Source organism: Vibrio ouci (genome assembly GCF_004551525.1).
Lineage (GTDB): Bacteria > Pseudomonadota > Gammaproteobacteria > Enterobacterales > Vibrionaceae > Vibrio > Vibrio ouci.
Window position 1 is genome coordinate 14,180 of record NZ_SATR01000026.1, and the last position, 26,385, is coordinate 40,564.

Sequence of the window (26,385 nt, forward strand, 5' to 3'; positions counted from 1 at the left end):
GTGATTACGATGTCTTCTTCCGCAAACACTAAAACCATCGCCTGCCGTGTAGACGGAAGCGGTATTGCTCACATTAGCCTGCATCGCCCTGATGTCGCCAACGCCTTTAACGATCACATGATTTCCGAATTGATCGTCACTTTAGACACCCTCGCCTCTTATGCCAATATTCGCGGCTTAGTTCTCACCGGCGAGGGCCGACATTTCTCAGCAGGTGCTGATATTCATTGGATGCGTTCGATGGTCAGTAAAAGCAAAGAAGACAATCAACATGACGCCTATCAACTGGCAACACTACTGGAAAAGCTCGATACCTTCCCTCACCCGACTCTCGCCGTCGTCAACGGTTGTGCCTTTGGTGGTGCACTTGGCCTTATTTGTTGTTGTGATACGGCAATCGCCCAGCAAAATGCGAAGTTTCGCCTCAGTGAAGTTAAGCTCGGACTGGTTCCTGCCACCATCGCACCCTATGTGATTCGCGCGATTGGTATTCGGCAAACAAGGCGTTACATGTTGAGCGCTGAATTAATCGATTCTCAACGTGCTCTAGAGTTAGAGCTCATCCATCAAGTGATCAACCCCGATCAAACTGAGCAAGTTGTCGAAAAGTGGGTCTCTAGTATACTTACGCTTGCTCCCCATGCCTTAGCTCTCAGTAAAAGGCTCTGCGCAAGATGCGAACAAGTCGTGGTTGATGGCCCATTAAAGCGCTACACCAGTGAGTTGATTGCTGAGGTTCGTGTCTCGGACGAAGGCCAAGAAGGGTTGAATGCCTTCCTCGAAAAGCGCGCACCAAATTGGACTAAGTAGGTACGTAATGACAGGCGGCTATGCTCATTCATTATCATCAGCTCTACCAAAATCGGTCAAAATCGTCGAGGTTGGACCCCGTGATGGGCTGCAAAATGAAAAAGCCGTACCGCTTGAAGTCAAAGTTGAACTGATCAATCAGCTTTCTAAAACAGGTCTCGCCCATATCGAGTCTGGCGCATTTGTTTTAGCCAAGAAAATCCCACAAATGGCTGACTCTGATCTAGTCTTTCAACACATTCAACGCAAAGCTAATGTGAGTTATTCTGCACTCACACCAAACCTCAAAGGACTCGAACAGGCAATCGCGAGTAATGTAGATGAAGTGGCCGTATTCACCTCCGCTTCTGAAAGCTTCTGCCAACGTAATATCAACTGCTCCATTGCTGAAAGCCTAGAGCGATTTAAACCGGTAATAGCCTTGGCAAATGAGCACAGTATTCCAGTAAGAGGCTACCTTTCTTGCGTAATTGATTGCCCCTATGATGGAGCAACAGATCCGGAAGTCGTTGCCAACCTAGCTAAACAGATGCTTGATATCGGCTGCTATGAAGTCTCTCTCGGCGACACCATTGGTACGGGCACACCCTTAAGAGTCGCAACCATGCTTGAAACCGTATTAACCCACTGTCCAAAACAGCACATTGCCGTTCACTTTCACGATACCTACGGACAGGCGATCGCCAATATCTATCAAGCGTTATTAATGGGCATTTCTACCATAGATTCTAGCGTTGCCGGGCTTGGCGGCTGCCCGTATGCCAAAGGCGCGTCAGGAAATGTAGCGACTGAGGATGTGGTGTATTTGTGTGAAGGAATTGGGGTTGAGACTGGGGTGGATATATCGATGCTAAACAAGGTTAAAAACTATGTTCTGAATACGATTAAACAAGAAAATAATGTGAGCTGTAGGACATCGTGACACTAAGTCGTGCTGTCTACATCATAGGTGTTGATTTGTGTATTGGAATCAAGAAAAAAATTGGAGCGTACTACGGGAATCGAACCCGTATCATCAGCTTGGAAGGCTGAGGTAATAGCCATTATACGAAGTACGCTTAATGTCGAAGACCTAGTTAATATGCCACATCTGACTGAAAAGAAAAGCGTTTTCTTTGGCAATTGAACTAAGTGGTGAACTAAGCATCAATTTACCTATAGTATGCTGTTCTTATCATCGATTTCGCTAAAAGCAGCTTACGAATAGCGTTGCGCGGTGACTTGGTCTTTACCTGATTGTTTGGACTGATACATCAAATGATCGGCGGTAGAGAGGTTTATATCGTATTCGTTGGTGCTATAAAATGCGCAGCCTACACTGACCGTTACCTTATCAACGTTATCCTCTTCCAACTTAACACTTCGTATTGAGGTACAGATGTTCTCCGCAAGGGCGACAGCGCCTTCATAGCTAAGGTTATTGGCGACGACAACAAACTCCTCTCCGCCAATTCGTGCAAATAGATGTCGGTGTGAGACAACGTTAGAGGTCGCCTGTACTACGCTACGAATGACCCGATCGCCCACTTTGTGACCGTGGCTATCGTTAATGTGCTTAAAATCATCAATATCAAAAATCATAATCACGATTGAGCCTGGCTGTTTAAGGCGAGCTTTCAGCTCAATGAAAAAATGCCGTCTATTACTAATACCTGTCATTTGGTCGGTTTCAGACAGTTTCTTGAGTTTCTTATTCGCCTGCTCCAATGCTTGAGTTTTGCGCTTAACAGAGATACGTAAGACAAAAATATAGGTCCCACCCACAAGCAGAATACTACCAATAATCAGGTGAGTGAGATATTCAGGGTAAACCGTATTGACATACATCCAGCGATTAAAGATTTTCTCGATGTCTTTAGAATCTAATTGATTCATTGCCTGAGTGATTTGTTGCTGTAGGTCACTATTGCCCTCTTTGACCGCTGCCATAAGATCACCCGAATACAAATGGCGCACACCGACAAAGCGTTTTGGTTCTTTACGACTGTATAAGTAAAAGTTGGCAACTTGTAAGTCAGCGACAAAGCCATCAATACCGCCAGCGAAAGCCGCATCGATCATTTTTTGATTGTTGTCGAAATTCTGGAGTTTGAGATGGGGAAAGTGGCGACGAGTAAACTCTTCTTCATAGCCCCCGCTTACGACGCCTACAACATAATCATGCTTACCAAAGGTGAACTCATCGAGGTCAATACCAATTAACTCTTGGCTAATATAGAGCTGAGTGTCGATCGACATAATAATCGGGGCATAGTCGAGAAAGCTCTCGCGGTTTTCAGACCAAAGTAGACCAGCATGAACATCTGCCCTGCCGTCAGTGATTGCATCTAACGAGGATTGCCAATCTAACAGTAGGAATTCAATCTCCACCCCGTTTTTTTCGCCATAATATTTCCAATAGTCAATTAAGATCCCATCAGGCTCTCCGTCGCTATTGATGAAAGAAAAGGGTTTCCACGCCTTAGAATTGGCAACAATGAGTTGCTTCACTTCTGGCTCTTGCGCGTAAACAGTCGCGCATATAAAGATGAAAAAGCTAACAAGAATTCGTTTCACTACCAACCTTCAAAAATAACAAAGCTCAAGGTATAAATCCTTGAGCTTCTATATAGTTATCTAATAGGTATAGTATAGATATCAATAGTTAAGCTTGCTTGAATTTTGATATGAGATCCTTATCAACAATTACTCAGCTAACTATGTTTAATTGGTTTTAAATTGAGCCATTTCACCATTCAATTCTTCAACTTGCCCACGAACCTGACTTGATATCTGCGCTGACGAGTTGGAGATCTCTGCAACACCCTCGACGGATGCTATCACCTGACCCATAAGGGATTGAATCTCTGCCGTCGCGTGTGATTGCTGCTGCGCTGAACTGAGCAGATCTTGCATCTGCTGGTTGAGCGCTTCAATTTGATGGGTGGTTGAGCTGAGTGTTCCGTAGGCCTCTTCGGTGTGGTTAGCCCCTTCCTCTGCCAGAGTTTTACTCTTCTCAATTTCACTCACAACGGCTCTAGTCGAGGTTTGAATCGCATTCACGATGTTGTTTATCTCTGTCGTTGATTCGGTGGTTCTTGTCGCGAGCATACGCACTTCATCCGCAACCACCGCAAATCCGCGACCATATTCACCTGCACGTGCCGCTTCAATCGCTGCGTTGAGTGCCAGAAGATTCGTTTGCTCCGCTAACCCTTCAATCACTTCGGTTACTCGGCCGATCGCTTCACTTTCTTTGCTCAATGCATCAACCTGAACGCTTGCTTTACCGATCGTGTCATGCAATGTACCAATCGTAGTTTTGTTTAAATCTAATGCCTTTGAACCCGCTTCAATTTGTACTTTTGATTCAGCCAACGTACTTGCTGACTGCTCTGCCTGATGCGCTGTATCCGTTGCTGACTGGCTCACTTCACCCACTTGTTGTCCAACGAGATCCATGGTCGCTTTTTGGCTATCAACTTGAGTCACGGTCTGAGCATTTGCGTTCAATAGTTCACTCATACTGCCGCTGACGGTATTGGCTTTGCTGGTTACGCCTTTGACGATGTTGGCGAGCTCATCGTTCATCTTATTAATCGATTGAGTTAAGCTTGCCAGTTCGTCACTGCCTTCAACGCTCAGTGGCGATTGGGACACATCGCCATCTGCTATAGATTCCGCTCGTTTCGATATCACGGAAACTCGGCGACCAATGCTCTTACCCATAAAGTGCGCCGTAGAGACAGACACCACGACGACAACGGCAATTGAGGCGATAAGCAGCTGCAGTACCGTACTCACTGATTGGAAGATACCTTCCCCTGAGCGATCGGCTAACGCTTGCTGCTTATTGATCACAGTTTCTAAGCTTGAATTTAGTGACTCTACCGCTGGCACCAGTTCATTCGCCATTTTTTTGGTTCGCTAAGTTCCAGTCTGGCGCTTTTCTTAACGCAACGACTTGGTCAGCGAGCGGAAAATAGAGCTGCTGCATGTCTTTAAATAATGACCACAGCCCCTGATCACTACTTGATAAAAGCTCAACCTTAGAGTCAATTTCAGCAACTGATTTGGCATGAGATTTCAAGAAATCTTGGTATTTATCTAGATGTTCCTGCTTGCCGTAAAGTAGAAAATCGCGCATAGAGGAAAGTGCGTTAGCAAGTGACGTATAGCTATCTGCATACAACCTGAATAAGCGTTTACGCTCGCCACCTTCAGTATTGCCAGCTTCATCATTAATCAAACCTTGAAGTTGATCCAATGCAACTTCAGCGATAGGTGCCGCTTCATTAATAAACAGAGCATGCGCTGGTAGGTTTTCTTCACTGTGGCTCATCTCAGATATTGCACTGAGCGATTGAGACACTGCGCCCCATTTACCCACTACCTCTTGGTAGCTCTGCTCATCAACTAACTCTTCGAGTGAAATCAGTAGGATCTCTACGCGGTCAATCGCTTGAGTTAGATTGTCTTGCTGAGTTTGTTGCAGTGATTCTTCACCACCAAGCAGCATGTACGCTCTTAAAGAGGACACCGTGGCATGAATAGATTGCTGAAGTGTACGGCCTGCATCAACGGTCGGAAGGTCGCGGTCAAGCAATGACCTCGTCTGTGTTTCTACCGTGCTGACGCTACGAAAGGTAAAAAATGCGGAAACGATAAAAAGTACTGCAAGTGACAGAAAACTTAGCTGTAACTTCCCTGATATCGTGAGTTTCATCCATCTAACTCCTAATATTTGGCTCGGCACCAATATAACGGCTATTACGATTATGTAAAATAGTTGTTATTCACGTTTTCTAAACTTTAGTTATAAGTGTAGTCCTACGCGAAGCAAAGCTAGATGTAAGGGAGAAAGTAAAAAGAGGACGAAAGGGATAGAAGATGAGAGAAAAAGAAAAGGCCCTTATACATTGCGTATAAAGGCCTAGAACAATTAGATGTTCGTTGTTGCTACGTAGTTAGTCAGTTCGTCATTTGAAACTGTTGTTACGTACTCATCATTTAGGTAGAACGCAACGCTATCTTCAGCTTTCTCACCACGTAGTACTTTTTGTGTACCGTCGATGTAAGTGATGTCCATCTGCATTGTGTTCTCGTCAATCTGCTGCATAGTAGCGTGCTCAACACTAGAGTTGTTTGACAGTGGTACGTCTTTTAGTGAACTGTCCAAGCTGCCGTTAACTTTGATGTAGTTTTTAGTTGGAGTATCAACTACAGCTGGAGACTTGCCTGAAAGTGGGTTAGTACCTGTCCAGAATTCAATTGCGTTGATCACGAATAGATCGACTGTACCCGCAATACCGTATGCAGGAGATAGAAGTAGGAACATACCTTCACGAGCGTAACGGTTATCAACGACTTCTAGGTTGAACTTAGATACTAGACCAGTTGTCGCCATTTGACCCATACAACCTGTTAACGAAGTTAGACCTAAACCAGCAACAATTGCCACTTTCAAAACGTTAGATTTCATAATTTACCACCATCATTATTTGAGGTGGCTGATAATACTCCTGAATATTTCTAAATCCATATTCTTACTAAACATTTTACACAAAGTTTACTGTGTTAAGTTTCTGTTTTTAGGTGGGTTTATTCCTACAGACCAATAAATCATCTCTTGTAAACTCACTGGTTAAAATACAACCCACCGAATAAGACAAGATGCTTAATTTATACGCAACCAGCATAATATCTCTCTCTAATTAATCACCCTCTTCCATCATGTTTATCTGGTTAAGTAGCAATCAATTAGTGTTATCTGTCACAGGCAAGATCGAAACATAAAACCACCAACACAAACAATCGATAGTTATATATTCCATAAATAAAGAGAATTACCAGTGATTAACACCAATAAATTACACATCAATTAGCGAAATTTAGAATTGTTCTCTGGATCATATTTTCCATCAATGATGTTGCTTAGATATTTATAAAATGAATAATAAGCAAGGTTACACAAATGTAACAAAACACAACTTCATATAAATATTAATAATATAAACCTCTATTCACAGGCAGGAAAAGCATGACAAAGCGTATATCGCTGGCCGTATTGGCGAGTCTATTTGCAGGTAGCGCTGCGGCATCCAATTTGGATGACAAAATCAACGAAGTCGTTGCACCTATCGTTAACCCTTTTGTAGGAATGATCTTTTCGACTATTCCGTTCCCTTTTACAGACGTACAGGTGCCGTGGATTGTTCTTTGGTTAGTTGTTGCAGCAACTTTCTTCACTTTCTACTTAGGCTTCATTAACGTTCGCGGTTTCAAACACGCGGTTCAGTTAGTCTCTGGTAAGTTCTCTAATCCTAAAGCGAAAGCTGACGGTGAAGTTTCACACTTCCAGGCCCTAACGACTGCACTATCCGGTACGGTTGGCCTTGGTAACATCGCAGGTGTTGCTGTAGCCGTTTCCATCGGTGGCGCGGGTGCGACATTCTGGATGATCCTTGCAGGTCTACTCGGTATGTCGAGCAAATTTGTAGAGTGTGCTCTGGGTGTTAAATACCGCAATACCAACCCTGACGGTTCGGTATCTGGCGGTCCAATGTACTACCTAAGCAAAGGTCTGGCGAAGCGCGGCAATGCTGCTCTTGGTCGTACTCTTGCGGTTCTATTCTCTGTATTTGCAATTGGTGGCGCACTTGGTGGCGGTAACATGTTCCAAGCAAACCAAGCATTCAAACAGGTTGTAGGCGTAACAGGTGGTGATGCATCATTCTTCGCAGACAAAGGTTGGTTGTTTGGTCTGATCCTTGCGGTTATCGTTGGTATCGTAATCATCGGTGGTATCAAATCAATCGCGAAAGTAACAGAGAAAGTTGTTCCTTTCATGGCAACTATCTACGTTGGCGCTGCTCTTATCATCATTGCAATGAACTACGATCGAATTGATGACGCATTTGCGGCAATCTTTAACGGTGCATTCACTGGTGAAGGAATTGCAGGTGGTGTAATCGGCGTTCTTATCCAAGGTTTCAAACGTGCAGCGTTCTCGAACGAAGCGGGTGTTGGTTCAGCGGCTATTGCTCACGCAGCAGTTAAAACGAAAGAGCCAATGTCAGAAGGTTTCGTATCACTACTAGAACCATTCATTGATACGGTTGTTATCTGTACGATGACGGCATTAGTTATCATCATCACTGGTTACCTAGACACTGACACTGGTCTTGCGGGTGTAGAACTAACTTCTGCAGCATTCGGTAGCGCAATTAGCTGGTTCCCATATGTACTTGCAATCGCAGTAGTGCTATTCGCATTCTCAACGATGATTTCTTGGTCTTACTACGGCCTAAAAGCTTGGACTTACCTATTTGGTGAGAGCAAAACAGCAGAGCTTATCTTCAAAGTTAAATTCTGTGTGTTTGTTGTGATTGGTGCAGCAATGAACCTAGGCCCAGTAATCGACTTCTCTGATGCGATGATCTTTGCAATGGCACTCGTGAACATTGTTGGTCTTTACATCCTAGTACCAGAAGTTAAGCGCGACCTAGCTGACTACCTAGAGCGTTTCAACGCAGGTAAAGTTTACAAAGTTCAGCAAGAAGGCAAGCTAACGCAACAGCCTGAGTAATTCTAAGTACCGAGCTTAACCATTACTGAACACAAGCAGCAGGCCTCGGTCTGCTGTTTTTTATTGTCATTTTTTCACTAACAACAAACAAACCTTTGTTTTGCTGATTTATCACTCATAAGTATAAAGCTCTAGCTTTCGCCAAAGCCGAATTCAAAAACTAGAATGATCCTCCAGTCGTTTTCTACCAAGCTCCAACCCCTCCCCTCTATTTCATTCTGTCGATTAGCCATTTTTAACATTTTGGTTACACTTATAAATAACCAGCGCATTTGAAATTGTTCGCTACTTTATCGGAGGTTTTCAGACAAAAACTTTCGCTACCAACAAGCAGTCAGTAGGTTATTTCAATTTGCGTCAAGAGAAGTATGAAGTTTAGGTATCTATCTTGGCCCACTATCGAAACATGATTTGTGTGCCAAAGAACATTGCTATCGGTGCGATCCACCTTTGGCGATATCAAGGAGATAGTAATGAATGTTCAGACACTTCCGATGCTAAGGTTTATTGATTTTCAAGGAGAATCAGTCAACCAGCTACCAGCATGGGCAGACATATCAACCTTAGTACGATTCTATAAAGATATGGTACTAACTCGAACCTATGACAATAAAGCGGTCGCCTTACAACGAACCGGTAAACTTGGCACCTACCCCTCTCACTTAGGTTCAGAAGCCTATGGGGTGGCGATCGGCCATGCCATGCACCCTAGAGATGTCTTCATCCCCTACTATCGGGACATGCCCGCCATGTGGGTTAGAGGCATTCCAATGGAAAAAAACCTTCAATACTGGGGCGGTGATGAACGCGGTAGTGATTTTCACGTCACACCGAACGAAGGTGAATCGCCAGAACATTGCCGTGATTTACCATTTTGTGTGCCTATCGCGACTCAATGCACTCACGCCGTCGGTGTCGCAGCGGCGCTCAAAATCGAACATCAACACCACGCCGCCCTCGTTACGTGTGGTGATGGCGCCACTTCGAAAGGGGATTTTCTCGAAAGCATCAACTGTGCTGGGGCTTGGAACTTACCTTTAGTGTTTGTCGTCAATAACAATCAATGGGCGATTTCCGTCCCGCGCGCGCTTCAATCTGCCGCAGAATTCTTATCAGACAAGGCCAAAGGCGCGGGTATTCATGGTATCACTGTCGATGGTAATGATGTGGTCGCCGTACATGACTGCGTGCTGGCGGCGCTGGACCGAGCGCGTAAAGGCAAAGGACCAACACTGATAGAAGCGATAAGCTACCGACTTAGCGACCACACCACGGCCGATGACGCGAGCCGTTATCGCAGTAATGATGAACTTTCCGAAGCTTGGCAATATGAACCCATTCTTCGTCTTAGAGCCTACCTCATTGCGAAAAACGCTTGGAATGATGAGCAAGAACAAGCTTGGCTCCTCGCATGTAAAGAACAAGTCGAAACTGCTGTCGAGCATTACATGAACCTGCCCCCGCAAGCGCCAGAAACTGCCTTTGATTACCTCTATGAACAAGCGCCACTTGAGCTCAATCAACAGCGCGATCAATTGATCAACAAAGCAATGCGAATGCAAGGAGGCAAACATGGCTGAATTGACATTAGTAGAAGCGGTCAACCTTGCACTGCACCATGAAATGGATAAAGACCCCAGCGTCGTACTCCTTGGTGAAGATGTTGGCGATAATGGCGGTGTGTTTAGAGCAACCGTTGGCCTTAAAGAACGATTTGGTCTCAAAAGAGTGATTGATTCACCGCTCGCCGAAGCGCTGATTGGTGGTGTCACCGTCGGCATGGCGTCACAAGGTTTACGCCCGATCGCCGAGTTCCAATTTCAAGGGTTTGTCTTCCCTGCCATGGAGCACTTGATGTGTCATGCAGCGCGAATGCGCAACCGAACTCGCGGACGATTAACCTGCCCTGCGGTTTTTCGCGCTCCGTTTGGTGGTGGCATACACGCGCCAGAGCACCACTCTGAAAGTGTTGAAGCGTTATTTGCCCATATTCCTGGCTTTAAAGTCGTGATCCCTTCCTCGCCTCAACGCGCCTACGGTTTACTGCTCGCTTCTATCCGTAGTAACGACCCCGTTATGTTCTTCGAGCCAAAGCGTATCTATCGCACCGTCAAATCTGATGTAATCGACAGCGGTGAAGCTCTTCCACTCGATACCTGCTTTACCCTGCGTAAAGGCCGCGACATTACATTAGTAACCTGGGGCGCTTGCGTGGTGGAATCTCTTCAAGCCGCACAAACGCTTTCATCACAAGGGATAGAAGTTGAGGTGATTGATCTCGCCAGCATCAAACCAATTGATATGGATACCATTCTTCGTTCGCTAGAGAAAACCGGACGTTTGCTTGTTGTCCATGAAGCGAGTCGGACCTGTGGCGTAGGAGCTGAGATTTTGGCTCGCACCGCCGAACATGCGATGTGTTTACTCAAAGCACCGCCGAAGCGCGTAACGGGTATGGATACCATCATGCCTTATTACAGAAACGAAGATTATTTCATGATTGAGGAGCAAGACATTGTGCTCGCTGCAAGAGAGCTCGTGGAGGGATGGAAATGAAAACGTTCTTATTACCCGATCTTGGCGAAGGACTCGCCGAGTCTGAGATTGTCGAATGGCATATCAATGTCGGTGACAGTGTCGAGTTAGACCAAGTGGTATTAACGGTTGAAACAGCCAAAGCGGTTGTCGAGGTTCCTGCGCCCTACTCTGGCGTCGTGGTTAGCCGTCATGGTGAAGCTGGTGATGTCATCAACATTGGTGCACTACTGCTTGAAATAGAAGAGCAACCTGAACTGGTGGGTTCTACGGCTACACAACAAAATCAGAAGAGTGATGCTGCTACTGTAGTGGGCAATGTCTCACACACTACCCACCAAGTGGATGTCGATGACTTTTGGATTGGCAGCACTCATAACCCCACCAATGAAGAGCTCGTGACTGCGCTGCCTTCTGCAAGATTACTGGCGAAGAAGCTTGGTGTCGATTTGAATACCGTTGATGGTAGCGGCGCCAACGGGATGATCACCGACGCGGACATTTACACCGAGGTGCGTAAGCAAAGCCCAGGGACAGAAGTCCTTAAAGGGGCGCGGCGCACTATGGTGTCGACCATGTCAGACTCTCACCATAACGTTGCTGCGGTTACGATTACAGAAGAGGCGAGCCTCGCTAACTGGTCAAGTTCTGAGGACATTTCTGGAAGGCTAATAAAAGCAGTGGTTTATGCCTGTCAGCAAGAGCCAGCGATGAACGCTTGGTTTGACGCAGAAACCATGACACGGTGTGTGCATAGCAGAGTCAACATCGGTATCGCGGTCGACAGTAGCCACGGTTTGTACGTTCCGGTACTTAAACACGCTGAGACCTTTAACAATGATGATATTCGAAACTGGCTTAATGAAACCGTTAAAGGGATTCGAGAGCGTAAGATAGGTCGAGAGAGCCTGCAAAACGCGACCATTACTCTATCTAACTTTGGAGCGATTGCTGGGATATTTGCCACGCCTGTGGTCTCTCCGCCACAAGTGGCGATAGTCGGCGCAGGCCGCATCATTGAGCGTGTCGTCATGGATAATGGCAATCCAATCACAATTAAAGTGATGCCGCTATCGATTACCTTTGACCACCGCGCTTGTACCGGCGGTGAGGCAGCAAGGTTTACTAAAAAACTGGTCGAGCATTTACAGCGCTAAACGAAAAAACGCCGAATTTTTTGATTCGGCGTTTTATATAAATGAAAGAGTACCCTTCCAAATCAGATGGCGAGCTAACCATCCACCTTATTAATCAATTCAGGTAACAAGGTAAATAGATCCCCGACTAAGCCATAATCGGCAATTTCAAAAATCGGCGCATCTTGGTCACTGTTGATGGCAACGATCACTTTTGAGTCTTTCATGCCCGCTAAATGTTGAATTGCGCCAGAAATACCAATTGCAATATAGAGCTTAGGCGCGACAATCTTACCTGTCTGGCCAACTTGCAGATCATTGGTAACAAATCCGGCATCAACGGCTGCTCTAGAAGCGCCAATCGCGCCGCCTAACTTATCGGCTAGTGCTTCTACCATCGCGAAGTTTTCTTTGCTGCCCACACCGCGTCCTCCGGAAATAACGACGTCGGCAGCTGAGAGATCAGGTCGAACACTTTCAGTCACCACTTGCCCCAGCATCTCTGTATAAATGGATGGCACATCAACGTCGATCGCTTCAACAGGCACACTCGCTTGCGCATCACTGCTGACTTTCTCAAACGCGGACTCCCGAATCGTCATAACAATGACCGCATCTTGAGAAGAAACCCGAGCCAAGGCATTACCAGCATAAATTGGTCGAACCACGATGTCAGCGGCTTCTATCGCGATCACATCAGTGAGCTGTCCGACATCGAGCAATGCAGCAATTCTTGGCGAGAGATCTTTACCAAAAGAGCTCGCCGATGTGAGGATATGAGAATACGCCCCAGCCATAGCTGCAATCATAGGAGCAAGACGCTCACTCAACGGTGTATCTAAACGTGGGTCTGAAACCACCACGACTTTTGTTAATAATGGTAAGTTGGTACAAGCCTGTACTAGGTCATCACAAATCTCACCAATCAGAAGTAAGTCTATCGGTGCTTCATTAGCGTGCTTTGACACTTGGCTCGCTGCTTCTATGGTCGCTAACATGCCTGAAGATAATGTTTTACCGTCATGCTCGGCAATAATAAGGATTCGATTACTCATAGAACCTCCCTACTCAATCACTTTAGCTTCGTTACGCAGTTTATCGACCAACTCATCGACACTTGCTACCTTCACGCCAGCACTTCTCACTGGAGGAGCCATCACTTCGATTATGGTTTGAGAGTTTTTAATCACAACGCCTAGCTCATCAGGCGTCACGCTTTCCATTGGCTTACGTTTGGCTTTCATGATGTTGGGCAAAGAAGCATAACGTGGCTCATTAAGGCGTAGATCAGTACTAACAATTGCCGGTAACGCTAACTTAAGCCGCTCTAAACCACCATCTACCTCTCTTTCTACTTCAATATAATCGCCATCAACACTTAACTTAGAGGCAAAGGTCGCTTGAGGTCGCTTAGATAACGCAGCTAACATCTGCGCCACTTGATTGTTATCGGTATCAATGGATTGCTTACCAAGTAGAACGATGCCTGCTTGCTCTTTATCCATTAACGCGTTTAGCACTTTTGCCACACTGAGTGGCTGGCAAGTTTGATCAACACTGACGTGAATCGCTCTGTCTGCCCCCAAAGCTAACGCTGAGCGCAGCTGCTCCTGACACTCATCACCGCCTAGTGAAGTAACGATAACTTCATCAGCCACGCCTGCTTCTTTCAGGCGTATTGCTTCTTCAACAGCGATTTCACAAAACGGATTAATCGCCATTTTGACATTATCGGTTTCGACACCAGAGCCATCTGACTTGATGCGGACTTTGACATAGGGGTCGACGACACGCTTAATCGCTACTAGAACTTTCATCGTACTCTCCGAAATACAATCCAATAAATTGAGCTTAGTAAAGTTTACGTTTACGTCAACTGTAACTATATTTAGTGATACTGATCACTCAAACTAGGCGAAGAGAGATGGAACGAGAAAGTATGGACTTTGATGTGGTGATTGTTGGCGCTGGCCCTGCAGGGTTATCTGCAGCTTGTAAACTTGCTCAACTTTCTAAGCAACGTGATCAGCCCGTCTCTATCTGTGTAGTCGAAAAAGGTCCTGAAATTGGTGCGCACATACTGTCTGGCGCCGTGTTTGAAACCCGTGCACTTGATGAGCTGTTTCCTGACTGGTCAGAACAAGGCGCCCCGGTTCAAACTCAAGTCTCAAGTGATCAGCTACTCTACCTGACCAGTAAGCATAATCATGTCGGTGTCCCTAAATTTCTTAGCCCTAACTCTTTGCACAATGACTCAAGCAACTATGTTATTAGCCTAGGGAAACTGTGCCAGTGGTTAGCCGACAAAGCTGAGCAAATGGGCGTAGAGATCTTTCCTGGCTTTCCAGCGAGTGATGTCTGCTATGACGAGTCTGGCCAAGTTTGCGGCGTGGTCACCGCTGACATGGGGCTAGATAAAGACAGGCAGCGTAAAAGTGGCTTTCAAGCTGGCGTTCAGTTGAATGCCAAGTTCACTGTATTTGCCGAAGGCGCTCGGGGCCACCTTGGTAAAAGCTTGATTTCACAGTTTAATTTGGCAGCGGATTCACAGCCGCAACATTACGCGTTAGGTATTAAAGAGGTATGGAAGGTCAATGATGACCACCCACTCTACGCTCAAGGCAAAGTAGTGCATACAACTGGCTGGCCGCTAACCGAGTCCCAAGCCAATGGGGGCGGTTTTCTTTATCACTTAGAAGATAACCTTATCGCGGTCGGTTTGATCACAGACCTTAACTACCACAATCCCTATTTGAGCCCTTTTGAAGAATTTCAGCGCTTTAAGCACCATCCATCGATTGCTCCCTATTTAAAAGGGGCTGAACGCATCGCTTATGGCGCGCGAGCTCTGGCAAAAGGTGGTTTGCTTTCACTGCCAAAACAGCAATTTCCTGGCGGGTTACTCATCGGCTGTGATGCAGGCACACTCAACTCTGCCAAAATCAAAGGCTGCCATACCGCAATGAAATCAGGGCTACTGGCTGGCGAAGCAATATTTACCGCGCTTTATCAAGAAGAATCCGAACCGGACTACCACTCTCTGTTTATCGATTCTTGGCTGTATCAAGAACTCAATCAACATCGAAACTTTCCCGGTGCTATTCATCAGTTTGGGCCGATTTGGGGTGGCGCTCTTGCGACATTTGAGCAAAACCTATGGCAACGTTTAAGTGGGGGTTCTAGTCCTTGGAACTTATCAGACCCTCAAGCTGATTACGTGAACCTTCATGAACGTTCACGCTGCCAACCGATTCACTATGATAAGCCTGATGGTGTACTCAGCTTTGATAAAACCTCGTCGGTCTATTTGTCTTCGACTCACCATGAGGAAAATCAGCCCTGCCATCTGATTTTGACCGACTCAGCCTTGCCACTGTCCAGTCATATGACGCTGTTTGATGAGCCAAGCCAGCGATACTGTCCTGCGGGTGTTTACGAAGTAATCGAGGTTGATGGTAAACGCAAATTTCAGATCAATGCCGCCAATTGTTTACACTGTAAAACCTGCGATATAAAGGACCCATCGCAAAACATCACATGGCGTCCGCCAGAAGGTGGTGGGCCTAACTACAACGCCATGTAATCTAGATTTTGAGTTCTAGCTCGCGGCCTATTGCGCCTCATCAATCTCAAAATCAGCGCGGATTTTGTCACGAAACAGTGACAAACGGCTCAGCACGTTCTTAAAGTGCTGCTGCTCAATAACCGTTAAGTCATTGAGTGGCAATAGATCATTCACTTGACGTAAGTCGCTGTATTCAATGATTTGGTTCATAAAGCGTAGCTGCCAAATATGATCAAATAAGTAAACCATTTCGCGATATACCTTGGCATCCGTTTCACCCGCGGCAAGTACACCTTTTAAGCGTGATAGCGAATTGCTCTCTCTGATATTGAGTTTTAACGCATATAAGCGAGCAAACAGTTCAATTGGTCTTAGACACTCTTTAAGATTAATGGCTGTAGCGCCCGCCTCATCCAATGAAGGCACTTGGTGCGCTAAGCAGTGCTTTGCGTACGTCGGCAAAAAGCGAGGACCGTCTTGCAGTGTTTGCTGTATATGAGTTTGAATGTTATCGGCCAACCCGCTGTCACCATAGGTCGAACGAATATCAAAGAACACATTGAGCTCTAAGATCGAATCTGGTGTAGCTTGCTCGATCCATTGGCTGAAGTTACTTTTCCACTCCTGTTCACTTAAACACCATTGGTGGTTAGACGCCATGATCAAGCCATCGCAATAGCTATAGCCGGCTTGGTTTAACATCGCACACACTCTTTCGGCTAAGTGCAAAAAGTATCGGCGTATCGCTTTTAGGTCTTGATCATCAGGCGTTTCGAACACAATCGCATTGTCTTGATCAGAGAACAGCGTCATATCGTGGCGCGCATTGCTACCAAAGGATAAGAAAGAGAACGGCACCGGAGGCTCGCCAATCTCTTCAATGGTTAAATCAATAAATCGACAGATTGCAGCGTCATAGGTACTGCCGATCAAACGACGTAGATAATCTGGGCGAGTTCCCGCAGAGATCATCTCACGGATTAAATCCGTCAATCGATTCAAAGACTCAATGACATGGCTGTGACTCTCACCTTGTTCGATATCAACGACAATACTGGCACTGGTCTTTTGATAATCGGATGTAGGGTTTACCGAGCCAAAGCTGCCACCGTAAATTTTGCGCACAATTGGGCGAAATGAAATTACATGGCCAAGCTTTTCCGACAAAAAGATACGTGACGTACTCAAAATAATGTCGATAGTGCGGCCACTTTTGGTCACTATCTGAGCCTCAAACTCGGCAGGCTCAGTTTCATGATTAAATAACTTCATTAAGTGGCGCAGTACGCGATTATTCTGCGGTAAGTCGGAAAACAGATCCTGCCAAATTGACCCTGATTTTAATTCCGTGTCGGTATAGCCAAGCAGTTGATGTAAACGACTGTTAGAAAAGATAACTTTTCCGTCTGCCTCTAGGATATAGCCTTCATTTGACGACTCAACCAAGGCTTTATAGCGGTTTTTCGCTTCATGCAACGCCAGTTCTGCCCGTTTCTTACGACGTTCAATCACCTTTGACTGGCCGATCACGTATAGCATGATCGCTACCAGTCCGAGCGTAATGGCGACAAAAATACGGAATAAGGTCCCTTCAAGCTTATCTATTTCATGCTGAACATCATCAAAATAGACGCCCGTTCCGACGATCCATTGCCACTCCTCTACCCCTTCAACATAAGTCATTTTAGGTGCGGTGATAGTTGGGTCATCTTTCCATTGCCATTGGTACTCTAAAAAACCGTGTTGCGACGCTCTGACGAGTTTGGTGATTTCGACAAAGACCGGAATAGAGCGACCGCTGTCATTGCCGACATAATGGGTTAAATCTTGACTGGTGAGATCACTACGATAAGGATGCATAACCATTTTCGGCTGCATATCGGTGATAAAGAAATAATCCTTATTTTCAGGACCATAGCGCATGGATTTAATTTCCATGGCGGCTTTTTTCTGCGCTTCTTCTAGGGTTAACACTCCGCGCTGCTCTAGGGCCACGTAGCTATCAATCACACTTACCGCCGTTGAGGTCAACTCTTGCAGCATCTGGCGCTTTTGACTCATCATTGAGTTTTCAACCAGAGGAAGGATCACGTAAACAATCGCAGTAATGAATAGGACGATAGCTGTGATGGTCGGCAAGATAATACGCAAGTTGAACTGACTCAAAGGCGTACTCGGTTCGTCATCCTCTCGACTTAGTCCGCTGAAGTAATCAGCCAGTTCACTCTCATCAAGCACATCACCTAATGCTTCATCTTGGTCTACATCGTGGTATTTCTCGGCAAACGAGCCATTTTCAAAGTCAGCCCGGCTAGGTAAGTAGCCATGGTAATCGTCACGGATATGAGCTTCAAAGACATCGCGGATTTGTTGAGTGGTGTATTTGTCACCAAATTCTTTGATTGCTTCAGTAAGTGCCTCTTTACAGTGACGGAATCGACGATGGGAGTACGGGTCAAAATCAAGCTCCTTTGCCATGGTTTCACCATGCTCTTGGCCATTCTGGTCAAAAAAGCCATCGATCCAGCGGTGAATATCTTCACCACGTACGCCAAATTGCTTTTCAGTACGATCTGCATGTTCAGAAATTTTCATTCAGTTTCACTTAACCTAGCATCATATTGATAAAATACTCATAACGTGATGTGCGTTGCATTTTTACTAACCACCAATCACCACACCTATAGTCCCGACCCGTTAATTAACTCAAATCAATATTTATAAACTGCCACTTTCCTAGTATGTGTCCATTGATTTGATTCGAATTTTGACAAGGTGACGAGTCGTTCATCTTGTTTTCATCACCGAAGAAAAAGCCATGTTTTCCCTCTTTATCAATAAGATAGAGATGTTTGGTAGCGTCTGGGATGTCGTCTCGTACTGGTCGAAGGCTAGTATACCAAGCGAAAGCGGAGCCCTAATTGACATGGTTCAACTTCGGCACATTACATAGGAAGACACGATGTCTAACAAAAGTAAGACCTTTTATAGGGATATGCGCCGCAAAGCGCAGGAGTTTGATAGCCGAGAGGAGTTTCTAAACCACGATCTTAAGATCATGAGCTTTCGTCGTTGGGGGATCCACTTACCTTCACGCGATTACAGTGTTGAACTTGAAGACTTAGTACCAGCACTCGCAGCAACGATCGGTAAAGTGGTCATGGTGACTGCGATGGTTGCAGTCTTTGCCGCGCAGTTTGGCTTATCTCCAGAGTTTGTTGCAGAAAACGTCCGTTATGAGCTCCTGATCGCTGGCGCTCTGTTTGTAATCCTTTTCTCTGCCATTTTGAACCCAAACTCTAACTTAGCCGGAACTCACGGCCCAATGATCCCGTTGATACCCTTGATTGCCGCTGCGGGAGGACACCCGCTGGCTCTGGGTATCATGGTATGTATGTTCGGCTTTATCCTTGCTTATACCAAAGGCGGCTCGAAACTGATGACGCTCACCGGCGTTGGCGTTCGGGGCGGCCTACTTATTTATTTAGGAGCAGTAGGCCTGATTGGTCAGATCAATAAAACCGAAGCTTGGGCATCAAGTACCGATCAAGGCTATATCTCGTTTGCAGTCATTGGTGTGACCCTAGCCGTCTATGCCTACCTGGCTAAAATCAATAAACGCTGGCTAGCTATCCCGCTGTGTTCTCTCATTGCAGGTATTGTTGCCTACGTATTAGGCGCAGAGTTTGCCTTTACTACTGAGCCTGGCCTTCCGCACTTCAGCCCATTCTACTGGTGGGGTGAAGATACAGGTTGGCAATTAGGCTGGCCAAATCTAGAACACTTCATTGCGGTAACACCATTTGCTTTGCTAGCGGTTGCGATGTGGTCACCTGACTACCTTGGTCACCGCGTATTCCAAGAGCTCAACTACCCTAAAGATGCTAAAGGCGTGCTTATGGATGTGGATGACACCATGATGGTTGCGTCAATTCGTCAAGGTATCGGTTCTTTCCTTGGTGGGGGTAACCTCGCGTCTTCATGGGGCACTTACATGATCCCTGCAGCCATCGCTAAGCGTCCTATCCCAGGTGGCGCATTGCTAACCGGTATTATGTGTATCGCTGCTGCCGTTATTGGCTACCCAATGGATCTTGCCATGTGGGAACCTGTTCTGCGCGTCGCGCTTATCGTCGGTGTATTCTTGCCACTGCTTGAAGCGGGTATGCAGATGATCCACAAACACAAAGATTCTCTAAGCGCAGGCATCTGTATCTTCGCTTGTGCATTTGTGAACCCGGTATTTGGTTGGGCAACGACAATGCTACTCGATAACATGGGTCTTATTGGCGATCATGAACGTGCAAAAGAGCTATCTGCCAAAGATAAATACCTGATCCCTGGTCTCGCATTCGTTATCTGTGTGGGCTCACTTGCAATTGTTGGTCAACTGCCAGGTATCCCTGCGCTGATTGGCAACTAATCTCACCTCTTTTTTCTTCTTAAAAGGGCGCATTTCGATGCGCCCTTTTCATATCTATGATCCCCACTTTTCTCCTCCGTTTATTACTCATTGTCCTCGTCAAAAAAACCATAAGAACCATTCAGTTATTTGTTAAGAGATAGCTTGTTTCGCCCCCAAACAAGAAACATAAAAATAACAATTCAAAAAAATGTCAGAATTCGTTTAAAAAGAGATTCCAATCACACTTTAATTGGTTATAATTCGCGCCCATTGCGCTTTATGTTGATAAACGCAAACTTAATTTGAAAAAATGACCAGTTAACCCATCCTCTTTTTAGAGGACAAACGAGAAGAAAAATGAGCAAGATTGATAAAGCAATGCGCATCCTGCTAGCAGGTTTCTGTATCAACCTGTGTCTTGGCATCCTGTATGCTTGGAGTGTATTTAACAAAGCGCTAGTCACTGAGTCTGGCTGGAGTGCTGCGGAAGCTTCTGCTCCTTACGCGACTGCTACTATCACATTCTCTATCTGTCTTCTTGTAGCAGGTATCCTTCAAGACCGTATGGGTCCACGTCTGATCCTAATCCTAGGTACTGTTCTTACAGGCCTAGGCATGATCGCTTCTGGCTTTGTTAACACTCCGATGATGCTAAACATCACTTTCGGTGTTATCACAGGTGCTGGTATCGGTTTCGGTTACGCATGTCTATCTCCTTCAGCAATGAAGTGGTTCCACTCGTCTAAGAAAGGCATGGTTAACGGTATTATTGCAGCAGGTTTTGGTCTTGCGGCTATCTACCTAGCGCCAGTGACGTCTTCACTGATCGACAGCATGGGCATTCAAACAAGCTTCATGGTTCTTGGTGTTGGTATCCTTGCAATCGCAGTTCCACTAGCGGCAACGATCAACAACCCACCAGCAGACTACACGCCAGCTGAACCTAAAGTAAAAGAAGGCCAAGCACCTAAAGCGGTTAAAAAGTCTGATGACCTAACTTGGAAAGCAATGCTTAAGACTCCACAGTTCTACTCACTATGGATCATGTACGCATTCGCAGCTTCTGTTGGTCTTATGATCATCGGTAACATCACGACTATCGCAAGTGTTCAGGCAAACCTACCAAACGCGGTTTACCTAGCGTCTATCCTAGCGGTATTTAACTCAGGCGGTCGTGTTGCTGCAGGTATGCTTGCTGACAAGATTGGTGGCGTTCGTACTCTACTTCTAGCGTTCGTTCTTCAGGGCATCAACATGGTTCTGTTCGCAACATTCAAAACTGAATTCACGCTAATCATCGGTACAGCAATTGCTGCGATTGGTTACGGTACGCTTCTAGCAGTATTCCCTACTCTAACCGCTGAGTTCTACGGCCTTAAGAACTACGGTACTAACTACGGTGTACTTTACACGGCATGGGGTATCGGTGGTGCAATCGGCGCAGCAGTGGTTGGTTTCTCTATGACTGCAGGCGAAGGTTACAGCCTAGCGTACACAGTATCAGCAGTAATGATGGCAGTATGTATCGTACTTGCGTTCATCACTAAGCCGCTATCTGAAGCGAAAATTGCTGAGCTAAAGCACGTAAAGCACGCTTAATTGATTGAATTACGATGAGAAAGGCTTAACCTTAGGGTTAGGCCTTTTTTGTATCTGAAACCCTATGTCTGACCCTATCGACCTTGCCGCAGATTACTATCTCAATAACTTCAAAAAGCTCACCGAACACGCACTAGATTGGTACGCAGATTTTCTCTCGCCAACTGAGTCAAAGTGGTTAACTCAATTTGACCAACTCGAACACTGCGCGCAATGTTTACTGGTTAGGCTGCTTTCTCGCCGAGGGCATTGGTTTCGTTCAGACAAACTCCAATACGCTGAAATACCTAACCTAACTGACGCACTTAAACAGCTAGAGATGCGCGGCTTTATCGCAATTAACTCAACGATCTCTGAGCAAGACCTTGGGCGGGTATTGTTAACCAAAACTGAGCTAGTCAGTCTGTTTGCTCCGCTCAATAAATCATTACGTAAAGAACAACTTGTTGCTGAGTTATCACCGCAGCCCTACTCGGATTTCGACTCACTAGAGTTTGATGTTATTGAGTTACTCAGCCCAAACATCATCTCGCTATTACTGACGCTGTTTTTTGCTAATACCCATCAAGACTTGAGCCAGTTCGTCTTGGATGATTTGGGGCTGCATCAATTTGAAAACTACCCGTTAAGTAAAACAAGGCGCTTCTTTACCTTTCGCAGCGATGTCGACCAACTGTTGCTGCTTGCGGATATACAAAGCCAATACACTGAAGGAGACCGTAAAGATACTCACTGCTTGCTGGCGCTGCTTGAATCACTTCCCAATGAGATAGAGCATCATTACATTGAGCGCAAAAGGCAGCATCTTATTAACGACATTGCTCGTGACCTTGAGCGCCTAGAGCAGTACGAGCATTCTATCTACTGGTTTAATCAAACCAAGCTTCCCCCAGCGAAAGAGCGACTGGCTCGCATCTACGATAAACTCAACGACATTGCCAGTATGAGTGACGTTGTCACTGGCATGTTGCAGCACCCACACGACATTGCTGAACTCGAAGTCACACACAAGTTGGAACAGCGTCTGAAACGCAAGCAAGGTGAAAAAGTACCACGAGAGAAGAAACCAGTATTGTCGGAATACCATTTAGAGCTAGACCTTTCTTCACAGAGAGTTGAGCTCGCAGTAAAAGCGTATTTTGAGCAACAGGGCTATCAAGTTTTCTACGCCGAAAACATGCTACTCAATGGCCTATTTGGACTTGCCTTTTGGGATGCGATCTTTGCTCCTGTTGAAGGCGCATTCATCAACCAATATCAACATCGCCCTTTAGATCTCTATCACTCGGACTTCATTGCTAAGCGAAAAGAGAAGATCGAAGAAGTTTTACACACTATTCAACATGATGGCTTTGACCATCTCTGCTCGATGTATGAGCAGAAATATGGCTTGAGTAATCCTTTTGTCCATTGGCCTTTGTTTAGCAAAACGCTGCTCGATGCTTGTATCGAATCTATGCCAAAACAATTAATCGCCGAGCTTTTCAAAGTGATGCTGCAAGACCTTAAGCTATTTAGAAACGGCATGCCTGATTTGATGCTGTTTAAAGATGGGAATTATCAATGGGTCGAAGTAAAAGGCCCTGGCGATAAACTGCAAGATAACCAATGGCGTTGGATAACGCAATTTAACCGCCTAGACATCAATTTCAGTGTTTGTTATGTCAAACACCGTGAAGCATAGCGTTAGCCAAGCCACTTTGCTCAACTAACTAGACTAGCGAAATTTCTCTCTAAACAGATCAATCAACACTCTGACCTTGTTTGGCAAAAAGGCCGCCGAAGGATAGATAAGCGTGAGGTGTTGAAGTGGATGTTGTAGCTCTGGCAGCACCTCAACCAGTTCGCCCGATTCCAACGCTGGTTTCGAATGTACTTGCGGCAGTAGTGCAACCCCTGCCCCAGAAATGGCCATTGAACGAAGTAAATTGAGATCATCCGATTTTAACGAGATTGAAATATCATTTGGGATAAGTTCTGAGTTATAGCGATTGGTCATCACTCTATGGCCAGCTAAGTCAGCAAGCTGAGTTATTGCCGGGTTAGATTCTAAATAGCTTCTCGATGCCACCAAATGGCTACGATAATGCAGCAGGCTAAATTGAACGTAGCTGTCGTCCGCCACTTTGACCACACTTGGCAATAGCTGCAAATCAAATGCTTGACGCTTTAGATCGACACTTTCTTGGTGGTTTTCTATCTCCACGCAGATGTCCGGAAAACGCTCAGCATAATCAGAAATGATGCTATTAAACGCAATGGATGTCATTAGCGCTGACGGGATCGCGAGCCTGACCGTACCGGCCAACTCCTTCTGATACTCCTCAACAATGGTTAGCCCCTGTTGAATGTGCTCTAGCGGTTGATTAACCAGCTCAAACAGACGTTTACCATTCTCAGTTAGCTCTATGTTTCTGGTGGTTCGAATCAATAACTGACAACCAATGGCTTGCTCTAATTCCTGTAGTCGCCGGCTCACTTTAGAACGCTGGAGCTTGTTGGCATTCGCCGCAGCGCTAATCCCACCATGTAGAACCGTTTGTGTAAACAGATAAAGATCATCGTAGCTCGCTTTCATTGTCCTACTTTTAGCTCATAAGTGTTCATTCTTGCATTCTACTCGAAGCACAACACTTTCTCTATAATCTCAAGCTTGTTTACCTATAAGGTGCCTTATCATGACCACAGCCGATCAAAAATTCCGTTTATGGATGCGTACATTAATTGTCCTATTCGTAGTTCTATTTGCTTATATTATTGTCGCCGACCGACAAGTTCCCCTAACAACAGAAAGTCGCGTGCAAGGCTATGTGGTTCAAATAGCGCCAGAAGTATCAGGCAAAGTGACCCATGTTGAGGTACAAAACAATCAACACGTTAATGCCGGTGATGTGCTATTTAAAATTGATGATCGTAAGTATCGTCTGGCGCTTAAGCAGGCTGAACTCTCTCTCGACTCTGCATACGAGAAAGAGCAAACTCTTTATGCTCAACGCGAAGCAGCACTAGCTAATATTGCTCGCGCTTCGGCTACTTACAATAATGCACACCGCGAGTACCAACGCCTACAGAAGTTATCAAAGCAAAACCTCGCTTCAAAGTCGGCGCTTGATAATGCCTTAGCGCAATACCAAGTGACCGGCTCCGTACTTAAAGCTGAGCAACAGAATTTGGTGGTGATTGAAGCGCAGCTTGGCAACGGTAAAGGCCAGAGCACACCAGTTCAAGTGGCGAAAAACTCGCTTGAAAAGGCCGAACTTGATTTGAGTAACACGCAGGTTTTAGCACCGAAAGATGGCGTGGTGACTAACCTTCAGGTCGACGTCGGTACGATGGCAAACAGTAATATGCCGTTAGTCACCTTCGTTCCTACTGGCTCTTTATGGGTCGCAGCTGACTTTCGCGAGAAATCGGTCGCTAACGTTGATCAAGACTATCAAGCCTTGGTCGCTTTTGATGCTATGCCTGGCGATGTCTACCCTTTCACACTGGCGAGTCGTGATTACGGCGTCGCGGCAGCTCAGCAAACGCCTAACGGTGCGTTAACCAAAGTTGAGGTCAATAACCGCTGGGTTCGTGACGCGCAACGTACACGTGTCAACTTAACGACAGAGCAAACCTTACCTTCAGCCCTATTCGTTGGGTCACGTGCCACTGTGGTTCTTTATCCGCAAGAAAGCGTATTGTGGCAATGGTTAGCGAAAGTACAAATCCGTTTTGCAAGCTGGTTCCACTACATTTACTAACGGGTGTTAGCATGAAAACAATGCGAATCTGGTTCGGATGCTCGTTAGGCTTAGCACTGAGCATGATCTTCGGTTGGTCTTACGGTTTTTTCGCAGTGATGATGCCGCTGTTTGTACTGAGCCGCGCTGATCGTTTCCATCTACCAACATTATTGATGGTGGTGGTATCGGCCATCTGGACGACGTTACAAGCTACTTTTATCGTTGAATACTTGCAGTTTCACCCGACACTGATGTTCATCGCGGTCGGAATTATGATGCTGATGAAATGTATCGCAATGATGCGTCCACAAAGCTACTTGTTTGGCTATATGGGCCTGTTAGTAGGCTCGATTGTTCTCAACTTTGCCAGCTATGACTTTATTGATATTGAAGAGTTTAACGTCAACCTATGGGTGATTGTTATTGCTAACATTGCGGTATGTGCCCTCGCCTATTGGCTGTTCCCTGAGCCTGAAACTAAGTCAGACATCAGCGAATTGCCGACTACTCCGGTCAAAAGCGACATTGATTATATCAGCCAAGTCGCAATGGGCTGGGTAGTCGCGATGGCAGCCTTTGTATTATTCCAAGTCGCTGACTTATACGACTCGTTGTCAGCACAAGCGTCGATCCTTATTGTACTGACTCCAATGACGCTAGCCGGCTCTATGGCGATTGCAAAAATTCGCATACTGGGCACATTCCTTGGCTGCTTAGCAGGTATGATTATTCAGCTTGTTCTTGGTCGTTGGTTCAGTGAGGGTCTGCTATTTTGGCTGGCTTTCACTATCGCCGCAGGCCCGTTTTGCCTGTGGATGACAAAAGGACAAGCTAAAGCCGCAATCGCTTTTTCTGCGATGTCTGCGCTTGCGGTTCCGCTTACTACCTCTCTCGTCCCAGAACAAAAGGATGCCTTTTTCTCTATTTTGTACCGATTTAGCTCGATCTTTGTCGCGGTCACACTGACAGCGATGGTGATGTGGGTGGTTCATCACAGCATACGTGTGAGCCTACTAAAACATGCCCATCATCAATAGATA

Annotated in this window: 18 protein-coding genes, 1 tRNA gene and 1 pseudogene; 12 read left to right on the top strand and 8 right to left on the bottom strand. The window is 45.8% G+C overall.

Annotation, left to right across the window (positions count from 1 at the left end; genetic code table 11):
- The first annotated feature begins 9 nt into the window (after positions 1 to 9).
- Both ELS82_RS16160 and ELS82_RS16165 read left to right on the top strand, forming a co-directional pair.
- Positions 10 to 810, top strand: a complete 801-nt coding sequence (locus ELS82_RS16160) for an enoyl-CoA hydratase-related protein (protein WP_134836394.1) — start codon at positions 10 to 12, stop codon at positions 808 to 810.
- A gap of 7 nt (positions 811 to 817) precedes the next feature.
- Positions 818 to 1,732 (top strand): hydroxymethylglutaryl-CoA lyase, encoded by a 915-nt coding sequence (locus tag ELS82_RS16165; RefSeq protein WP_134836395.1) that lies wholly within the window; start codon positions 818 to 820, stop codon positions 1,730 to 1,732.
- 61 nt (positions 1,733 to 1,793) lie between these two features.
- On the opposite strand, the gene ELS82_RS16170 is transcribed toward ELS82_RS16165, so the two are convergent.
- From ELS82_RS16170 to ELS82_RS16185, 4 genes and pseudogenes are all read right to left on the bottom strand, one after another.
- Positions 1,794 to 1,868: transfer RNA gene (locus tag ELS82_RS16170), tRNA-Gly, on the bottom strand.
- Positions 1,869 to 2,007: 139 nt separating this feature from the next.
- Entirely contained in the window at positions 2,008 to 3,366 is a 1,359-nt protein-coding gene (locus ELS82_RS16175; protein WP_134836396.1) for a transporter substrate-binding domain-containing diguanylate cyclase, read from the bottom strand.
- Positions 3,367 to 3,513: 147 nt separating this feature from the next.
- Positions 3,514 to 5,515: pseudogene (locus ELS82_RS16180) on the bottom strand (methyl-accepting chemotaxis protein).
- Positions 5,516 to 5,731: 216 nt separating this feature from the next.
- The gene (locus ELS82_RS16185; protein ID WP_134836397.1) at positions 5,732 to 6,271 is read right to left on the bottom strand and encodes a DUF3332 domain-containing protein; all 540 of its coding nucleotides are present in this window, start codon (positions 6,269 to 6,271) and stop codon (positions 5,732 to 5,734) included.
- 558 nt (positions 6,272 to 6,829) lie between these two features.
- Here ELS82_RS16185 and ELS82_RS16190 point away from each other — a divergent pair.
- The 4 genes from ELS82_RS16190 to ELS82_RS16205 all read left to right on the top strand — a co-directional run bounded on the left by ELS82_RS16190 (position 6,830) and on the right by ELS82_RS16205 (position 12,069).
- A complete protein-coding gene (locus tag ELS82_RS16190) occupies positions 6,830 to 8,377 on the top strand; it encodes an alanine/glycine:cation symporter family protein (RefSeq protein WP_134836398.1) in 1,548 nt (515 codons plus the stop codon).
- A gap of 473 nt (positions 8,378 to 8,850) precedes the next feature.
- Positions 8,851 to 9,957, top strand: a complete 1,107-nt coding sequence (pdhA, locus tag ELS82_RS16195; protein WP_134836399.1) for a pyruvate dehydrogenase (acetyl-transferring) E1 component subunit alpha — start codon at positions 8,851 to 8,853, stop codon at positions 9,955 to 9,957.
- On the top strand, positions 9,950 to 10,933 hold the full coding sequence (locus ELS82_RS16200; protein ID WP_134836400.1) for an alpha-ketoacid dehydrogenase subunit beta: 984 nt from the start codon (positions 9,950 to 9,952) through the stop codon (positions 10,931 to 10,933). The genes pdhA and ELS82_RS16200 overlap by 8 nt, the downstream gene beginning before the upstream one ends.
- Positions 10,930 to 12,069, top strand: a complete 1,140-nt coding sequence (locus ELS82_RS16205; protein ID WP_134836401.1) for a dihydrolipoamide acetyltransferase family protein — start codon at positions 10,930 to 10,932, stop codon at positions 12,067 to 12,069. The genes ELS82_RS16200 and ELS82_RS16205 overlap by 4 nt, the downstream gene beginning before the upstream one ends.
- A 74-nt stretch (positions 12,070 to 12,143) precedes the next feature.
- Here the strand turns inward: ELS82_RS16205 and ELS82_RS16210 are convergent, their stop codons facing one another.
- Positions 12,144 to 13,103 carry an electron transfer flavoprotein subunit alpha/FixB family protein gene (locus ELS82_RS16210; protein ID WP_134836402.1) on the bottom strand — a complete coding sequence of 320 codons (960 nt, stop codon included), beginning with the start codon at positions 13,101 to 13,103 and terminating at the stop codon, positions 12,144 to 12,146.
- A gap of 9 nt (positions 13,104 to 13,112) precedes the next feature.
- Positions 13,113 to 13,865 (bottom strand): electron transfer flavoprotein subunit beta/FixA family protein, encoded by a 753-nt coding sequence (locus ELS82_RS16215; RefSeq protein ID WP_134836403.1) that lies wholly within the window; start codon positions 13,863 to 13,865, stop codon positions 13,113 to 13,115.
- 107 nt (positions 13,866 to 13,972) lie between these two features.
- On the opposite strand from ELS82_RS16215, the gene ELS82_RS16220 reads away from it, so the two are divergent.
- Positions 13,973 to 15,631 carry an electron transfer flavoprotein-ubiquinone oxidoreductase gene (locus ELS82_RS16220; protein ID WP_134836404.1) on the top strand — a complete coding sequence of 553 codons (1,659 nt, stop codon included), beginning with the start codon at positions 13,973 to 13,975 and terminating at the stop codon, positions 15,629 to 15,631.
- A gap of 27 nt (positions 15,632 to 15,658) precedes the next feature.
- Here the strand turns inward: ELS82_RS16220 and ELS82_RS16225 are convergent, their stop codons facing one another.
- On the bottom strand, positions 15,659 to 18,208 hold the full coding sequence (locus ELS82_RS16225) for a DUF294 nucleotidyltransferase-like domain-containing protein (RefSeq protein ID WP_134836405.1): 2,550 nt from the start codon (positions 18,206 to 18,208) through the stop codon (positions 15,659 to 15,661).
- 367 nt (positions 18,209 to 18,575) lie between these two features.
- Between ELS82_RS16225 and ELS82_RS16230 the strand changes: the two genes are divergently transcribed.
- From ELS82_RS16230 to ELS82_RS16240, 3 genes are all read left to right on the top strand, one after another.
- Positions 18,576 to 20,036, top strand: coding sequence for a DUF3360 family protein (locus tag ELS82_RS16230; protein ID WP_134836406.1), 1,461 nt, complete (start codon positions 18,576 to 18,578; stop codon positions 20,034 to 20,036).
- A gap of 339 nt (positions 20,037 to 20,375) precedes the next feature.
- Complete coding sequence (locus tag ELS82_RS16235) at positions 20,376 to 21,617, top strand: L-lactate MFS transporter (RefSeq protein WP_134836407.1); 1,242 nt, start codon at positions 20,376 to 20,378, stop codon at positions 21,615 to 21,617.
- 64 nt (positions 21,618 to 21,681) lie between these two features.
- Complete coding sequence (locus ELS82_RS16240) at positions 21,682 to 23,301, top strand: VRR-NUC domain-containing protein (RefSeq protein WP_134836408.1); 1,620 nt, start codon at positions 21,682 to 21,684, stop codon at positions 23,299 to 23,301.
- A 33-nt stretch (positions 23,302 to 23,334) separates the two neighbouring features.
- On the opposite strand, the gene ELS82_RS16245 is transcribed toward ELS82_RS16240, so the two are convergent.
- Positions 23,335 to 24,195 (bottom strand): LysR family transcriptional regulator, encoded by an 861-nt coding sequence (locus ELS82_RS16245; RefSeq protein ID WP_134836409.1) that lies wholly within the window; start codon positions 24,193 to 24,195, stop codon positions 23,335 to 23,337.
- A gap of 100 nt (positions 24,196 to 24,295) precedes the next feature.
- Here ELS82_RS16245 and ELS82_RS16250 point away from each other — a divergent pair, with 100 nt between their 5' ends.
- Together ELS82_RS16250 and ELS82_RS16255 are read left to right on the top strand one after the other, a co-directional pair.
- Positions 24,296 to 25,363 carry an HlyD family secretion protein gene (locus tag ELS82_RS16250; RefSeq protein ID WP_134836410.1) on the top strand — a complete coding sequence of 356 codons (1,068 nt, stop codon included), beginning with the start codon at positions 24,296 to 24,298 and terminating at the stop codon, positions 25,361 to 25,363.
- Positions 25,364 to 25,374: 11 nt separating this feature from the next.
- The gene (locus ELS82_RS16255) at positions 25,375 to 26,382 is read left to right on the top strand and encodes a DUF2955 domain-containing protein (protein WP_134836411.1); all 1,008 of its coding nucleotides are present in this window, start codon (positions 25,375 to 25,377) and stop codon (positions 26,380 to 26,382) included.
- Positions 26,383 to 26,385 lie beyond the last annotated feature (3 nt).

Excerpts from the sequence above, each read along its gene's own strand:
- ELS82_RS16205 (WP_134836401.1), top strand. The coding sequence starts at position 10,930 with ATGAAAACGTTCTTATTACCCGATCTTGGCGAAGGACTCGCCGAGTCT.
- ELS82_RS16210 (WP_134836402.1), bottom strand. The coding sequence starts at position 13,103 with ATGAGTAATCGAATCCTTATTATTGCCGAGCATGACGGTAAAACATTA.
- pdhA (WP_134836399.1), top strand. The coding sequence starts at position 8,851 with ATGAATGTTCAGACACTTCCGATGCTAAGGTTTATTGATTTTCAAGGA.
- ELS82_RS16165 (WP_134836395.1), top strand. The coding sequence starts at position 818 with ATGACAGGCGGCTATGCTCATTCATTATCATCAGCTCTACCAAAATCG.
- ELS82_RS16160 (WP_134836394.1), top strand. The coding sequence starts at position 10 with ATGTCTTCTTCCGCAAACACTAAAACCATCGCCTGCCGTGTAGACGGA.
- ELS82_RS16200 (WP_134836400.1), top strand. The coding sequence starts at position 9,950 with ATGGCTGAATTGACATTAGTAGAAGCGGTCAACCTTGCACTGCACCAT.
- ELS82_RS16240 (WP_134836408.1), top strand. The coding sequence starts at position 21,682 with ATGTCTGACCCTATCGACCTTGCCGCAGATTACTATCTCAATAACTTC.
- ELS82_RS16185 (WP_134836397.1), bottom strand. The coding sequence starts at position 6,271 with ATGAAATCTAACGTTTTGAAAGTGGCAATTGTTGCTGGTTTAGGTCTA.
- ELS82_RS16255 (WP_134836411.1), top strand. The coding sequence starts at position 25,375 with ATGAAAACAATGCGAATCTGGTTCGGATGCTCGTTAGGCTTAGCACTG.
- ELS82_RS16215 (WP_134836403.1), bottom strand. The coding sequence starts at position 13,865 with ATGAAAGTTCTAGTAGCGATTAAGCGTGTCGTCGACCCCTATGTCAAA.
- ELS82_RS16190 (WP_134836398.1), top strand. The coding sequence starts at position 6,830 with ATGACAAAGCGTATATCGCTGGCCGTATTGGCGAGTCTATTTGCAGGT.
- ELS82_RS16245 (WP_134836409.1), bottom strand. The coding sequence starts at position 24,195 with ATGAAAGCGAGCTACGATGATCTTTATCTGTTTACACAAACGGTTCTA.
- ELS82_RS16250 (WP_134836410.1), top strand. The coding sequence starts at position 24,296 with ATGACCACAGCCGATCAAAAATTCCGTTTATGGATGCGTACATTAATT.
- ELS82_RS16235 (WP_134836407.1), top strand. The coding sequence starts at position 20,376 with ATGAGCAAGATTGATAAAGCAATGCGCATCCTGCTAGCAGGTTTCTGT.
- ELS82_RS16225 (WP_134836405.1), bottom strand. The coding sequence starts at position 18,208 with ATGAAAATTTCTGAACATGCAGATCGTACTGAAAAGCAATTTGGCGTA.
- ELS82_RS16220 (WP_134836404.1), top strand. The coding sequence starts at position 13,973 with ATGGAACGAGAAAGTATGGACTTTGATGTGGTGATTGTTGGCGCTGGC.
- ELS82_RS16230 (WP_134836406.1), top strand. The coding sequence starts at position 18,576 with ATGTCTAACAAAAGTAAGACCTTTTATAGGGATATGCGCCGCAAAGCG.